Genomic DNA, 13,949 nt, shown 5'->3' with positions numbered 1-13,949 from the left:
CTGACGTTGACGTCAGAGGCAAGTTCTATGGTGGGAGTCACAGTGCGTATCGGTGAATTGGCGTCCGAGGCCGGCGTCAGCGTGCGGGCGCTGCGGTACTACGAGGAGCAGGGCCTGATCACCGCCGGCCGCAGTGACAGCGGCCAGCGGCACTATCGGGCGCCCGCGATCGAGCGGGTGAAACTGATACAGATGCTGTACGAGGCCGGGCTCTCCAGCAAAACCATCGTCGAGCTGCTGCCCTGCGTCGAAGCGCAGGTGAACACGCCGGATTCGCGGGCCCGGCTGGCCGCCGAGCGGGCGCGGATCGACGAGCAGATCGCCGGGTTGACGCGTACCCGGGACCGCCTGGACGCGGTGATCGCATTGTCCGAGGACCCGGCGAACGGCTGCGTCAAGATCTGACAAGAAAACCTCAGACAGGTACGGCCCCCGCCGACAGTGCACCCGTGCAAACACTCGAGACCACGCCCTGGCAGCCCGGTCTCGCCGACATCGCCGAGGTCGAGCGCCTGCTGAGTCTCGTACGGATGCATCTCGGGGTTGACGTCGCCTTCGTGTCGGCGTTCGTCGCCGACCAGCAGATGATCTGTGCGGCGACCGGGGCGGTCGAGGCGATGCGTGTTCAGGTCGGGCGGGGCCGGGATCTCAAGGACTCCTACTGCGAGCGGGTCCTCTCCGGCACGCTGCCCGGTGTGGTCAACGACGCCCGCCGGCATCCGGTGGCCCGGGATCTCGCGTCCACCCGCGACCTGCGGATCGGTTCCTATGTCGGGGTGCCGTGGCGTGGACCGGACGGCGATGTCGCGGGCATGCTGTGCTGCATCAGCCGCTATCCCGACCCGTCGCTCGACGACCAGTCGGTGCGGTACATGGGACTGATCGCCGACGTGATCAGTGACCACATGAGCAGCCCGGTCGCGCAGCAGCGTCATGCCGCGGTGGTGGCGCGCCGGACCGTACAGAATGTTCTTGATCGGGAAGCTGTGCGGATGGTCTTCCAGCCGGTGATCAGATTGCGTGATCGGGCGACGGTGGGGTTCGAGGCGTTGGCGCGGTTCGATCCGGAGGTGTTCGCCCGCCCGGACATCGCGTTCGCGGAGGCGGCCCGATGTGGACTCGGTGTGGCCCTGGAGTCGCTGGCGCTGCGGCAGGCACTGGGCCGGCTGCCCGATCTGCCGGACGGGACGTGGCTGGCGGTGAATCTCTCCGCGGAGGCGCTGCTCGACGCCGAGGTCCGCGACACCCTGCTGGCGCACGCCGGCGGCGGGCTCACCGTGGAGATCACCGAGCACACCCAGGTGGAGAACTACGAGCTGCTGACCGGCGCGCTCGACTCGCTGCGCCGGGCCGGGATCCGGCTGAGCATCGACGATGCCGGTGCGGGGTACGCGAGTCTGCATCACGTGCTGAAGCTGAGGCCCGACATCATCAAGCTGGACATCAGCCTGGTACGCGACATCGACTCCGACGTGGTGAAGATCGCGCTGGCCCGGTCGTTGAACGATTTCGCCGGCCGGATCGGCGCGACCCTGATCGCCGAGGGCGTGGAGTCGTCACCGGAGGGCGCCCGGCTCGTGGAGATCGGCGTGGACTGTGCCCAGGGCTATCACTTCGCCCGGCCCGCGGATCTACCCGTCAGGCCTTCATCAGCCTCCCGATCAGCACGGTTGCCTGACGCCGGCTGATCAGCCGGACCAGGGCGGCCGAGATCTGGTTGAGCCGGCCGGCGACCACGCTCGGCGGCGGGTTGCGGCGATCAAGAGCGGACAGCGCGGTCTCCACGACGTCGCCCGCTCTCATCCGCCGGGTGCCGCCGTCGGCGCCCTCACCGGCGACCGAGAAGAACTCGGTATCGGTCGCACCGGGGGACAGGGCGAGCACCCGCAGGCCGGTGCCGCGTGACTCGTACCAGAGTGCCTCGGTGAAATGGAGAACGAACGCCTTGGTCGCCCCGTAGACCGCCATCGTCGGATTGGCCTGGTAGGCGGCCATGCTCGCCACGTTGATCAGGAAGCCGGATCCACGGGAGCGCAGTCGTTCGATGAACGTGCGGCTGATATCGACGACGCTTGTCACGTCGAGAGCGATCTCGGCGGCGAGGCGCTGCGGATCCTCGGTGTGGAACGCGCCGTGGGTGGCGAAACCGGCGTTGTTGACGATGCTGGTGACCTCGATGCCGCGTGTCGTTAGTTCTTTGTCCAGCAGCGCGCCGGCGCCGGGCGTGGTGAGGTCGAGCGCGATCACGGTGACCTCGGTGGGCAACGAGGCGGCCAGGGCCGCCAGGCGGTCACGGCGGCGGGCGACCAGGACGAGGCGCGCGCCGCGGGCGGCGAGCCGGCGGGCGAACTCGGCCCCGATCCCCGAGCTGGCGCCGGTGACGAGGACGGTCTCGCTGCGGTATTCGACGGGATTCATGGGTGACACCCTAAGACTGTCTGGCACTCAGTGTCAATCAGGCATCATGGGATATGATCCCGGGTGTGACCAGTGAAGGCCTGTGGAGCCGCGCGCGCCGCGATGCCGTCGCCCAGATCGTCGACGTGGCGATGAACCTGTTCCTGGACAAGGGTTTCGAGGCCACCACGTTCGACGACATCGCGGCCGCCGCGGGCGTCTCCCGGCGATCGGTGTTCCGCTATTTCGGGACGAAGGAGGACATCGTCCTCGGCGGCCTGTCCGGTGACGGCGCGCGGGTCGCTGCCGCTCTCGCTGGCCGGCCTGACGACGAGCCGGTCTGGCAGTCGTTGCTCGCCGTCCTGACCGAGATCGATCAGGAGCCCGCCGATCACGAGCGACTGCTGAAGATCTCCGAGATGATGTACGGGACACCGTCCCTGCGCGCCCGCAGCGTGGAGAAACACCTTCAGTGGCGAGCCGATCTGCTGCCCGAGGTGAAGCGGCGGCTCAAGACCGGCGACCTGCGTGCCGGCACCGTCATCGCCGCCGCCATCGCTTGCCTCGACTCCGCCGGCGAGGAGTGGACCCGCCTGCGGGGCTCGGTGCCGTTGCGCGACCTGCTCGCCGCCGCCTTCGGTGCCGTGAGCGACCTGGGCGGGGCGGGCTGAGAAAGCCCGCCCCGCCGTCCGGTCCGCCTCGGATCAGGGGAGATCGATCGGGCGCAGCACCCGATCGATGCCGTGCGCGATCTGGCGGTTGCCCTTGTTCACGTCGAACTTGATCACTCGCGGGTCGCGGTCACTGCGGTCGGCGTCGATCAGCTTGATCCGCTTCCAGTAGTGCCCGTACACATCCACCTTGATCGCCGAGCCGGCTGCCGTCGTCAGCCGGGCGCCGTCGGCCTTCAGCGCGGCCTTGCGGTTGATCGTCGCGCCGGGCACCACGTGGTAGAGCAGCACCGATTCGACAGTGTCGATGCCGAGGCCGGCCACCGCGGTGAATGCCTTCTTCTCGCCCGGCAGCCGCCTGGTGTGCTGGATGTCGGCGACGAGCTTGCGGAACGCCAGGTCGTTCGGGATGAACGCGGTCAGCGCCACCTTGCCGTCGGCGAGCACACCGACCGCGCTGTTCGGCTTCGCCTTCAGCACGGCCTGCACGGCCGCGGTCAGGATGTCGAAATCACGGCCGTTGCGGTCGAAACCGCTCTTGTCGGCGGTCAGCACCGCCGCCAGCGAGCGCGTGCCTGTCGTGTGCGCGGCCGCCGGTGATGCCGGGGCTGCCACGGCGAACGAAGCCACGGTGGAGGCGACGATCGCGGCTGTGGCTCGATTGAACCTCATCGTTGTGCGTCCTTCCGGAAACGGGGTGGTGGCGTCGTCGCCACCACCCCGTCCTTCGTTCCGGCCGACCGATCTGGATGCACCTAATAGGTCAGCGTTCCGCGCAGCAGGCTCCGCCCCGAATGCGTGGCGTCCCCGTCGTGCGGCTCGTCGCTGACATCCACCAGCCGATACCGATTCAGATCAGTGCCGGGCGGTACCGGCAGCACCACGTCGGCGGCATCAGGCAGCGTGCCAAGAGCCACCATCTTCGTGACGTCGTCCGGATCGATCAGCCACACCTCGTGAAAACCGGTGGTCAGCGGCAGATTCCGTACATCGATGCGCATCACCCCATCGGAGAGCACGCGCACACTCCCACCTGCGGCCGCGTTCACCGCCGGGAGCGGACTCAGGGTCGCCCGAGCGGTCACCTGCTCGGTCGCCGGCCGGTCCAGCAACCGCGTGACGGTCACCGTCCCTGCCACCGCGAGCACCGCGGCTGCCGCCGCAGCCAGGACCGGCTTGCGCCAGGCGGCCCGCTTCCGCCTTTCCACCCCCTGGGGTACGCGTAAAGCACTGTCCGGAACCGACCGCAGTGGCCGCCGCGAAGCAACGGCGACGTCCTCCTCGATCGCCCGCCAGACCCGCTCCGGCGGGGCAGGCAGGTCCCGCAGTCCCTGAACCTCCGCGCCGATCTCGGCGACGTCGCGCAACGCGTCCAGTTCGTGCCGGCAGCCGGCGCACTGAGTCAGATGATCCGACTCGTCGAGGTCGAACTGCTCCTCAGAGAGCGCGAGAAGGACCAGCCGATCGGGATCCAGATGCTGCACCGTCCACCTCCCAGCGACGTCGCAGGACAGCCATTCCGCGCCGGATATGACTCTTGACCGTACCGAGAGGCATTCCGGTGACAGCGGCTATCTGTGGGTGGGTGAGATCGTCGAAGAACGCCAGTTCCAGGGTCCGCCGCTGCTCGTCCGGCAGCCGGCCCAGCTCGTCGGCGACCACGAGCCGGTCGACGACCCGTTCCGGGGTTTCCTTGTCGTCGGGTGGGGCGAGCTGTGCGCGTACCGTCTCTGTCACTCGCTCGTCGCGCGCGGCGGAGCGCAAGCGATCGACGGCCTTGCGCCGCGCGATACCGAGCAGCCAGCCCAGCATCGTGCCGCGCTGCGGATCGAACGTGTCCCGGCCCGCCCACGCCGCCACGAACGTCACCTGGGTGACGTCCTCGGCGTCGGCCCGGTTGCCCAGCATCCGCTGGGCCAGGTAGAGCACGGCTGATCCATGCCGGTCATAGGCCGTCCGCAAAGCCTTCTCGTCGCCGTCGCGTAACCGTTCGGCGAGCTCGTCGTCGGAGCCCATCGACCTCCCTTCCGCACAGAGGTTCTCCTGGTGGTTCGTTCGGCGGTGCCGTGCTGGATGCACCAGATTCTGTTTTTTCCGGACGCATCCACGGACGGCCGTCGTGGCGAAGGACTGGACACACCCACCATCTGTTCGAGGGAGTCCCGATGCGCATCCTTCACCTTCGCCGTGCGGCCGCAACCGGAGCGGTCGTGCTGATCGCTCTCGGCACGGCCGCCACGCCGGCGTTCGCGTTCGGCAGGGCAAATGCGAAAGTCTCGGTGGTGCACGGCATTCCGGGGCAGCCGGTGGACGTCTACGTCAACGGCGAGAAGACGATCGAGGGGTTCGAGCCGGGCAAGGTCGCCGGTCCGCTCAGCCTCGCGGCCGGTCAGTACGACATCGCACTCACCAAGCCCGGTGAGCCGATCGGCGACGCGCTGCTCACCGTCGATGACGCCGACGTGCCGGGTGACGCCGACATCAGTCTGGTGGCGCATCTCGGTGAGGACGGCAAGCCGGTGCTGACGCCGTTCGTCAACGACACCGCCAAGCTGGCGGCGGGTAAGGCCCGGCTGATCGTGCGCCACACGGCAGCGGCGCCGGCGGTTGACGTGCGGGCGGGCGGGTCGCCGGTGTTCGAGGGGCTGACCAACCCCAAGGAGGCCAAGGCCGATGTGGACGCCGGGGTTGTCTCGGCCGATGTGGTTCTTGCCGGGACCGACACCCGGGTGCTGGGCCCGGCCGACCTCGACCTGAAGGAGGGTACCGCGACGATCGTGTACGCGGTCGGCTCGGCCGAGGAGAAGACCCTCGACATCGTGGCGCAGACGATCAGCGGGCTGCACTCGGCGCCGGGTGGGGTGCCCAGTGGTGACGGCGGGCAGGCCGACCGGGGTGCCGGACTGCCGTGGTACGGCGTCGGGGCGGCAGGAATCCTGCTCCTGCTGGCCGGTCTGGCGCGGTTCGCGACCGGACGCCGGGCTGTTGCCGGGCGGCGATGAGCATCAGCGGACACGGCGGCACGTCCCGGTTCCGGCCGGGGCGTGCCCTGCTCGTCGTGGGCGTGGTCCTGGTATCGGCGTTCGCCGTGGTGCTCGTGCGGTCGCGGCCGGCAGCTGACTTCGGGGCGCCGGCCGCCGCCCTTTCCGGCGCCCCTTTCTCGGCGAGCGCCCCTTTCTCGGCGAGTGCGTCGCCGGGCTCGGGCGTACCCATCAATGACGGCAGTGACCTGGCAGTTGCGGCGGCGGAGGCACCCAGCCGGCTGCGCATCCCGGCGCTCGGGGTGGATGCGGCTGTCGAGGCCGTAGGCATCGACGCGCGGAGCGGGGACTTCGCGGTCCCGGCGGACGTGGGCCGGGTCGGGTGGTACCGGTTCGGGCCGGGATTCGACGCGGAGGCGGGGTCGATCGTGGTGGCCGGCCATGTGGATGCCGCTGACCAGGGGAAGGGTGTGTTCTTCGGGCTCGGCTCGTTGAGCGCGGGCGATGTCATCACGCTGGCGGGTCCCGGGGGTGTGACACGGGATTTCGAGGTGGTGGCGCGCGAACGGTATCGGAAGGTGGCGGTTCCGCTGGAGCGGTATTTCGCCCGGGACGGCTCGGTGCGGCTGACGTTGATCACGTGCGGCGGGCCGTTCGACGCGGCGACGCGGCACTACCGCGACAACGTGGTCGTCACGGCACGGTGAGGTAGGCGCCGGCCCGGGCCGCTGCCACCGCTGCCGCGGCGGCGCGGTCGGCCGCCTGCTCGTCGAGGGGATCGCCGCTGATCAGCAGGCGGTAGTACAGCGGCGCTGACACCGCTCGGATCACCTCCGCGGCGTCGGTGCCGGGCGGCAGCTCGCCCCGCGCGACCGCCGCCGTCACGCACGGGGACCACTCCGCGATGCGGACCGCATAGAACCGGCGCAGCGCCTCGGCCGCGCGGTCGTCGCAGGTCGCGGCCACGATGACCGCGCGGAACAGCGGGCCCTGCCGTGGATCGGTCACCGTGCGCTGGACCAGGCGGGCGTTGGCACGCAGGTCCTCGGTCACCGAGCCGGTGTCGGTACGCGGTGACGACTGGTCGGCCATGTCCTCGAGGAGGTCGGCGACCAGGTTCGCGGTCGTCTGCCAGCGGCGGTACACGGTTGTCTTGCCCACCACCGCCCGGCGTGCCACGTCGGCCAGGTCCAGGCGGTCGAAGCCGTGCTCGACGAGGGCGTCGGCGGCCGCTTTCAGGACGGCGGCGCGTACCCGGGCGGTCCGCCCACCCGGCCGCACTGTGCCGACGGTCATAACGGAACCTCAGTTTCATTAGGCGACAACGCTGCTAGCGTAGTCCTCGCCTTAACGGAACCATAGACCCGTTAGCGAGAGGATGAATCATGGAACATCGACGGCTTGGGGCGTCCGGGCTGATGGTGCCCGCACTGAGTTTCGGCGCCGGGACGTTCGGCGGGTCCGGACCACTCTTCGGAGCCTGGGGCAGCACCGGCGCGCAGGAGGCACGCCGCCTCGTCGACATCTGTCTCGACGCCGGGATCACCCTGTTCGACACGGCCGACGTCTACTCCGGCGGCGCCTCCGAGGAGGTCCTCGGCCAGGCGATCAAAGGCCGGCGCGACCAGGTGCTGATCTCGACGAAGAGCGGCCTGCCGACCGGCGACGGACCGCAGGACTGGGGAACGTCGCGCGCCCGCCTGCGGCGCTCGGTCGAATCCGCGCTGCGCAGGCTCGGCACCGACCACATCGACCTGTTCCAGCTGCACGCCTTCGACGCGGGCACCCCGATCGGCGAGGTCGTCGCGGCCCTCGACGACCTCGTGCGGGCCGGCAAGATCCGGTACCTCGGGGTGTCCAACTTCGCCGGCTGGCAACTCATGAAATCGCTCGCAACCGCCGACCGCGACCACCGCAGCCGCTACGTCGCGCACCAGGTCTACTACTCGCTGATCGGGCGCGACTACGAGTGGGAACTGCTGCCGCTCGGCCTCGACCAGGGCGTCGGCGCGGTCGTCTGGAGCCCGCTGGGCTGGGGACGGCTCACCGGCAAGATCCGCCGAGGCACGCCGCTGCCCGCCGGAAGCCGCCTGCACACGACCGCCGACTTCGGGCCGCCGGTCGACGACGAGCACGTGTTCCGCGTCGTCGACGTCCTCGACGAACTGTCGAAGGAGACCGGCAGGGCCGTGCCCCAGATCGCGGTGAACTGGCTGCTGCAGCGCCCCACCGTCGCCACCGTGATCATCGGCGCCCGCAACGAGGAACAGCTTCGCCAGAACATCGGCGCGGCCGGCTGGTCACTCACCGCCGACCAGATCGCCCGCCTCGACGCCGCCAGCGACCGCACCGCCCCGTACCCGCACTTCCCCTACCAGCGCCAAGAGGGATTCGCAAAACTCAACCCAGGGTCTCTTTCTCACTCTCGGTGAGCGCTTGTGCGTACGCGGTGAAGGGCTGGAGTCGCGCGGGGAGCGCGCACACTAGGTTGAGGTGGTGACGGTTTCGAGGTGGCGGGTTCTGGTCGCGCCGTTCGTGGTGCTGGTGGCTGCTCTGCTGGCAGGGCCTGGCGCGGCGCGCGCTGATGCGCCGCTGCGGCTGGAGATGCAGGTGATCGACCGGGCTGACGCCGTCGACAACCGTGCGCCGATCGACGACGCGCTCGCCGAGTTGCAGCGGGAGACCGGGATTCAGTTGTGGGTGGTGTTCGTCGAGTCGTTCGACGCCGTGCCGGCGCAGCAGTGGACCGACGAGACGGCCCAGCTCAGCGACCTGGGTGACCGGGACGCGCTGCTGGCTGTCGCCACCGTGGATCGTTCCTATGCCTATTCGTTTCCGGACGACTCGAGGCTGAGCGACAGCGAGCTGGCGGAGGTTGCCGAGAACGACATCGAGCCCGCGCTGGCGAAGGGTGACTGGTCCGGTGCGGTGGTTGCCGGTGCGGCCGGTTTTCAGGAAGCGGCAGGCGGCAGCGGCGGCCTGATCTGGGCAGTGCTGTTCATCGGGTTGATCCTGGTGGGCGCGCTGGTGTGGGTGATGCTGCGGCGGCGCCGGAAGCCGGCCCCGGTTCCGGAGGTCGCCGCTGGTCCCAGCCTGGAAGAGCTGAGCACCCGGGCGAACGCGCTGCTCATCGAACTGGATGACAACCTGCGGGCCAGTGAGCGCGAAGGTTCGCTGGCCTCGGCGCAATACGGGGTGACAGTCACGAAGCCGTTCGACGAGGCGCTGGCGTTCGCCCGGGGGAACGTGGCGGAGGCGTTCCGGCTGCGGATGACCCTTGAGGAGGAGCCGGCACCGGACGCTGCCGCTCGCCGCGGCACGCTCCTGCGGATCATCGAGCTCTGTGAGGCGGCCGACGCGCGGCTGGACGCGGAGTCGGAAGCCTTCGACCAGCTCCGGGATCTGGAAGGGCGGGCAGCCGAGGTCGCCGGCGAGCTGGAGCGGCAGCGAGTGGCGATCGAGGCCGGGCTCGCCGAGGCGGGTGCTGCGGTCACGGAGCTGGCGGAACGCTACAGCGGGGACTCGGTCACGGGTGTCGCGGGCAATGTCGGCCAGGCGCGGGAGCGGCTGGCGTTCGCGGCCGATGCGCTGGGGCGGGCACGGGCGGCACTTGCCGGCTCGGCCGCTTCGGACTCCTCAGCCCAGGCTGAGGCAGGACCGGCTGAGGCGGGGCAGGCCGGTTCAGGGCCGGCTGAGGCAGCCCGGGCCGGGGCGGGGCGGGCTGAGGCGGCGCTTGCGGTGCGGGCCGCTGAGCAGGCCATCGATCAGGCGGAGCAGCTGGTCACGGCGGTCGGCAAGGCGGTCGCCGATCTGCCGGCTGCCCGGGCCGCCGCTGACGCGTTGATCACCGAGATCACCGGGGAGATCGCTGCCGGTCGGGCGGCCATGGCCGGCGCACGCGCCGGTACTGACGCCGGCGGTCTCGGTGCTGCTGTCGCCGGTGGGGAACTTGCCCTGGCGGAAGCCCGTCAGGCGCTGGGCGCGGCCCGGCCGGACCCGGTGGCGGTCGTGGCGCGGCTCCAGGCCGCTGACGCCGCGCTCGACGTCGCCCTCGCCGCAGCCGTCGACCAGGCCGAACGTGACGCGCGCGCCCGGGCCGTGCTCGCACAGACTCTGCCGCTCGCTCGCGCCGAGATCGCCGCGGCCAACGACTTCATCGGTACGCGACGCGGCGCTGTCGGGCCGGACGCCCGAGTCCGGCTCTCCGAGGCGCTGCGGCACCTGGCGCTGGCCGAGCAGCTGGCCGCGACCGATGCGCACGCCGCGGCGCAGGAGGTCGCGCAGGCTCGCCAGCTGGCCGCCGCGGCGGGGCATGCCGCACAGGCGGACGTGAACAGCTGGAGCAGCGGCGGCTACGGGCGCGGCGGCGGCGTCGACGCCGGGCAGATTGCCGGCGCGGTGCTCGGCGGAATTCTGTCCGGGGCGATGCGCGGCGGCGGGGGCGGGCATGGTGGTTTCGGGCATGGTGGGTTCGGCGGGAGCGGGTCACGGGCCCGCCGAACCGGTGGCGGAGGCGGAGGCGGGCGTCGCGGGGGCGGCGGCCGTTTCTAGACCCAAATTCCTTTTTTGGGCCCACACCCACTGCGGGTGTAACCACATCCGCAGTGGGTGTGGCGCTCAGGACGACTCATCACCGGCCGGAGCCTCCCGATCGTCAGCGGAGAACATCCGCTCCTCATCGAGCGCCGCCGTCTGCACCACCAGAACGTCACAGATGGCGTTCTTCACCACCGCGGCCGGCACCGAACCGAGCAACTGCCCATGACTGGCACCCAGCCCCCGGTTCCCGACAACGATCAAATTGGCCGGATCAGCGCCGACAGCATCGAGCAGAGCCTGCGCCGGATCCCCGGCAACCAGCCGCTGATCGATATACCGGGCCCGTTCCCTGGTCAGCCCGGTGACCGACTTCGCCAGGGCGTCGCGAGCCACGCCGACCCCGTACAGATCCTGGTGGACCCCGGGCTCAGCTTCCGCGGGGGACGGCGATTCCTCCCGATACGCCGTGACCACCACGAGGCGAGCCTGCGCCGCCTGCGCCACCTCAGCCGCCCGATCCACGGCATAAAGGCTGGTGGGCGTCCCGTCCGACCCGACGACGACCCGGTCGTACACGGTGATGCTGCGCTTGCTGCCCAGCGGCACGATGGGCGACTCGTCGGCCTCGTCAGGCGGATTCACCCACAGCATCGCGACAGCGCCGATGCCCAGCAGAATTCCGGCCAGCAGAATGGCGTTGCTGCCCTTGCTGTCGAGCAAATGCTCGAAGATCCAGCCGAATGTCACCGTCTGAATCAGCATCGGGACCACGATCATCATGTTCAGGATGCCCATGTAGACGCCGGTGCGCTTGGCCGGGACCATGCTCGCCACCATCAGGTACGGCACGCCGACCGCGCTGGCCCAGAAAATACCGAGCCCGATCATCGGAATGAGCGCCACGAACTGGTTGTCGATCCGCGCCAGCCAGACCAGCGACAGCGCGGCCATTCCGAGGGCCACCGCGTGCACCCGTTTCGCGCCGATCCGCCGGGCGAAGCCGACGAGGAACAGCGCGGAGACCATCGTGACGAAGTTGTAGGAGGCGTTCTGGAGCCCGCTCCAGCCGATCGCCTCTTCCCAGGCCGGCCCGCCTTCCTGAGGCGTGGCGCCGAAAACCGTCTCGCCGAGGCTCACCGCCACGAACTGCCAGTAGATGAACATGGCGTACCACTGGAAAAGGAAGACCACGCCGATCTTGTGCATCGCGACGGGCATGACGCGTACCGCGTCCGCGATCTCGCGTACCGCATGGTGGAGCCCTTTGGGCGCGGCCCGCATCTCCGCGAGGTCCTCGTCCGAAGGAACCAATTCCTTGGTACGCGCCATCGCGGTCAGCACGGTCAGCAGAATGCAGAAAGTGCCGATCATGAAGCAGACGTACATCCAATAGGGAATCCCGTTGCCGGCGGTCTTCTGGAGCGGCTCGACCTTTTCGAGCAGGAACAGTGACAGGTTCGCCAGGACCGCGCCCGCCCCGGTGAACATGCTCTGGGTCAGGAAGCCGCGCGCCAGCTGTGATTTCGGAAGCCGGTCCGAGATGAACGCCCGGTACGGCTCCATCGACGTGTTGTTGCCGGCGTCGAGCAGCCAGAAGCAGACCACGGCGAGCCACAGGATGCCGACGAACGGGAACAGGAACAGGATCACCGCGCAGAGCAGTGCCCCGGCGGTGATGAACGGGCGGCGGCGGCCCCACCGCGGATGCCAGGTCCGGTCGCTGATCGCGCCGATCAGCGGCTGGATGATCAGGCCGGTGACCGGGCCGGCCAGGTTCAGGATCGGCAACTGCTCGGGTGACGCGCCGATCAGCAGGAACAGCGGGTTCACCGCCGACTGGGTGAGGCCGAAGCTGAACTGAACCCCGAAGAAACCAAGGTTCATCATCAGCAGGGCAGGACCCGACATGAGCGGCTTGCGCTCGGCGTCCGTCGTGACGGTGGCGGAAAGCGTGGTGGTCATGTGGGGACCCCCCTTGTCGGCCGTCAGACCATTGAGCGGAAGCTATGCCCGCTGTAACACGCCCGCAACTTGACGTGACGACAAGCGCTGATCCGTGCGAATTGCCGGGGATGGCGGCCGGCCACGATCTGGACGAGGCTGACAGGGGAGGAGAGGGGACGACGGTGAGTGATTGGCGAAGCATCGTGGTCGGCGTCGACGGTTCACCCGGCAGCCGCAAGGCGCTGAACTGGGCCGCTTCCGAGGCGGCGGCACATCGCACCGAACTGATCGTGATCAACGTGTGGGAGCACACCCTCCTGCCCCCGGCCGGCAGCGTCAGCGTCTCCGAGCGATTCGTCCCGGACGAGAGTCAGCGCACCACCGACGAGTTGCTCCAGGTCATCAAGGACGAACTCGGCGATCAGCCGCCGGTGCTGGTCCAGCCGGTGGTCAGACAGGGCAGCCCGGCGAAGGTGCTGATCGAGGAGTCGGCGACGGCGGAACTCCTGGTGGTCGGCCAGCGCGGGCACGGCGGCTTCGCCGGCCTGGTTCTCGGCTCGGTGAGCCAGCACGTGTCCGCGTACGCCAAATGCACCGTCACCGTGGTCCGCTGACAGCTACCGCTTCAGCCATTCCAGGGTGTGATCCGCGACCCCGCGCCATCCGGCGTCGACGGTCAGTGAGTGGCCGCGGTCCGGGAACTGCTTCAGGTCGGTGGTCGCGGCCGTGTTGCCGTACAGCTTGTAGGCCGCGCGGGTCACCACGTCCGGAACGGTGTGGTCACGCTGCCCGGAAATCAGCAGCAGCGGCCCGCGAGTGGTGTTGCCGGTGTTCACCGCGGCCGGGGAGTTCTTCGCGAAATTGGCGAATGCGCCTTCGAACAACGGCCGGCCCGGCGACGGAATGGTCCAGCGGTTGAACAGCTCGTCCGACTCGGCGTCCGGAATCGCGTTGCCGAACCCGTACCGGAATTGCGGAAGGGTGAGTGAGACGGCCTTGCGCCGGTTCGCGGGGTTGGAGAGGACCGGGAACGCGGAGCGGAGCTGCGCGAACGGCAGCGGTTTGACGCCCTTGATCTGCGCCGGGTCGATCGCGATGCCGGCCGAGCCGAGGCCGAGGCCGAGCAGTTTCTGGGTGATCAGGCCGCCGAACGAATGGCCGATGATGACCGGCGGCGTGGGCAGCCCGCGGATGATCGCGGCGTAATGGTTTGTCACGTCGTCGATACCGAATCCGGCGACGGCCTCCGGGTTGCTGCGGGCGGCGGCGACGGTTTCCGGCTCACCGGGCCAGCCGGGCGCGATCGGGTCGTAACCGCGCTCGGCGAAAAGGTCGCTCCACGGCTGCCACGAGGACGCGTGCAGCCAGAGACCGTGGATGAAGACGACGGGGGTGTTCATCGTTAAGCTCCTCTTTG

General features: G+C 69.5%; 15 protein-coding genes. 8 read left to right on the top strand and 7 right to left on the bottom strand.

Annotated elements, in window-relative coordinates; translation table 11 throughout:
* Window positions 1–42: 42 nt before the first annotated feature.
* Window positions 43–405 (top strand): MerR family transcriptional regulator, encoded by a 363-nt coding sequence (locus ACQP2E_RS20425; RefSeq protein ID WP_433824511.1) that lies wholly within the window; start codon window positions 43–45, stop codon window positions 403–405.
* 44 nt (window positions 406–449) lie between these two features.
* Window positions 450–1,688, top strand: coding sequence for a sensor domain-containing phosphodiesterase (locus ACQP2E_RS20420; protein ID WP_433824510.1), 1,239 nt, complete (start codon window positions 450–452; stop codon window positions 1,686–1,688).
* Here the strand turns inward: ACQP2E_RS20420 and ACQP2E_RS20415 are convergent.
* On the bottom strand, window positions 1,639–2,418 hold the full coding sequence (locus ACQP2E_RS20415; protein ID WP_433824509.1) for an SDR family NAD(P)-dependent oxidoreductase: 780 nt from the start codon (window positions 2,416–2,418) through the stop codon (window positions 1,639–1,641). The two genes, ACQP2E_RS20420 and ACQP2E_RS20415, sit on opposite strands and share 50 nt — an antisense overlap.
* 65 nt (window positions 2,419–2,483) lie before the next feature.
* On the opposite strand from ACQP2E_RS20415, the gene ACQP2E_RS20410 reads away from it, so the two are divergent.
* Window positions 2,484–3,068 carry a TetR/AcrR family transcriptional regulator gene (locus ACQP2E_RS20410; RefSeq protein WP_433824508.1) on the top strand — a complete coding sequence of 195 codons (585 nt, stop codon included), beginning with the start codon at window positions 2,484–2,486 and terminating at the stop codon, window positions 3,066–3,068.
* A 33-nt stretch (window positions 3,069–3,101) separates the two neighbouring features.
* Here the strand turns inward: ACQP2E_RS20410 and ACQP2E_RS20405 are convergent, their stop codons facing one another.
* The 3 genes from ACQP2E_RS20405 to ACQP2E_RS20395 all read right to left on the bottom strand — a co-directional run bounded on the left by ACQP2E_RS20405 (window position 3,102) and on the right by ACQP2E_RS20395 (window position 5,084).
* Window positions 3,102–3,740, bottom strand: a complete 639-nt coding sequence (locus tag ACQP2E_RS20405; RefSeq protein WP_433824507.1) for a fasciclin domain-containing protein — start codon at window positions 3,738–3,740, stop codon at window positions 3,102–3,104.
* A gap of 83 nt (window positions 3,741–3,823) precedes the next feature.
* Entirely contained in the window at window positions 3,824–4,552 is a 729-nt protein-coding gene (locus tag ACQP2E_RS20400; protein WP_433824506.1) for an anti-sigma factor, read from the bottom strand.
* Window positions 4,506–5,084, bottom strand: a complete 579-nt coding sequence (locus tag ACQP2E_RS20395; protein ID WP_433824505.1) for an RNA polymerase sigma factor — start codon at window positions 5,082–5,084, stop codon at window positions 4,506–4,508. Before ACQP2E_RS20395 ends, ACQP2E_RS20400 begins: the two co-directional genes overlap by 47 nt.
* A gap of 149 nt (window positions 5,085–5,233) precedes the next feature.
* On the opposite strand from ACQP2E_RS20395, the gene ACQP2E_RS20390 reads away from it, so the two are divergent.
* Window positions 5,234–6,070 (top strand): DUF4397 domain-containing protein, encoded by an 837-nt coding sequence (locus ACQP2E_RS20390; RefSeq protein ID WP_433824504.1) that lies wholly within the window; start codon window positions 5,234–5,236, stop codon window positions 6,068–6,070.
* On the top strand, window positions 6,067–6,756 hold the full coding sequence (locus ACQP2E_RS20385; protein ID WP_433824503.1) for a class F sortase: 690 nt from the start codon (window positions 6,067–6,069) through the stop codon (window positions 6,754–6,756). The genes ACQP2E_RS20390 and ACQP2E_RS20385 overlap by 4 nt, the downstream gene beginning before the upstream one ends.
* Here the strand turns inward: ACQP2E_RS20385 and ACQP2E_RS20380 are convergent.
* A complete protein-coding gene (locus tag ACQP2E_RS20380; protein WP_433824502.1) occupies window positions 6,743–7,345 on the bottom strand; it encodes a TetR/AcrR family transcriptional regulator C-terminal ligand-binding domain-containing protein in 603 nt (200 codons plus the stop codon). The two genes, ACQP2E_RS20385 and ACQP2E_RS20380, sit on opposite strands and share 14 nt — an antisense overlap.
* 89 nt (window positions 7,346–7,434) lie before the next feature.
* On the opposite strand from ACQP2E_RS20380, the gene ACQP2E_RS20375 reads away from it, so the two are divergent.
* Together ACQP2E_RS20375 and ACQP2E_RS20370 are read left to right on the top strand one after the other, a co-directional pair.
* Window positions 7,435–8,481 carry an aldo/keto reductase gene (locus ACQP2E_RS20375; RefSeq protein WP_433824501.1) on the top strand — a complete coding sequence of 349 codons (1,047 nt, stop codon included), beginning with the start codon at window positions 7,435–7,437 and terminating at the stop codon, window positions 8,479–8,481.
* Between the two features lie 64 nt (window positions 8,482–8,545).
* Window positions 8,546–10,600: a TPM domain-containing protein gene (locus ACQP2E_RS20370; RefSeq protein WP_433824500.1), complete on the top strand. Its 2,055-nt coding sequence runs from the start codon at window positions 8,546–8,548 to the stop codon at window positions 10,598–10,600.
* 66 nt (window positions 10,601–10,666) lie between these two features.
* Here the strand turns inward: ACQP2E_RS20370 and ACQP2E_RS20365 are convergent, their stop codons facing one another.
* Window positions 10,667–12,550: an MFS transporter gene (locus ACQP2E_RS20365; RefSeq protein WP_433824499.1), complete on the bottom strand. Its 1,884-nt coding sequence runs from the start codon at window positions 12,548–12,550 to the stop codon at window positions 10,667–10,669.
* A gap of 164 nt (window positions 12,551–12,714) precedes the next feature.
* Here ACQP2E_RS20365 and ACQP2E_RS20360 point away from each other — a divergent pair, with 164 nt between their 5' ends.
* On the top strand, window positions 12,715–13,146 hold the full coding sequence (locus tag ACQP2E_RS20360) for a universal stress protein (RefSeq protein ID WP_433824498.1): 432 nt from the start codon (window positions 12,715–12,717) through the stop codon (window positions 13,144–13,146).
* A gap of 3 nt (window positions 13,147–13,149) precedes the next feature.
* Here ACQP2E_RS20360 and ACQP2E_RS20355 read toward each other — a convergent pair whose 3' ends face one another.
* A complete protein-coding gene (locus ACQP2E_RS20355) occupies window positions 13,150–13,932 on the bottom strand; it encodes an alpha/beta hydrolase (RefSeq protein WP_433824497.1) in 783 nt (260 codons plus the stop codon).
* Window positions 13,933–13,949 lie beyond the last annotated feature (17 nt).

Source organism: Actinoplanes sp. CA-015351, assembly GCF_050955685.1.
Lineage (GTDB): Bacteria > Actinomycetota > Actinomycetes > Mycobacteriales > Micromonosporaceae > Actinoplanes.
The sequence above is the reverse complement of the archived record's forward strand: the minus strand, read 5'-3'. Positions and strand labels throughout refer to the sequence as shown.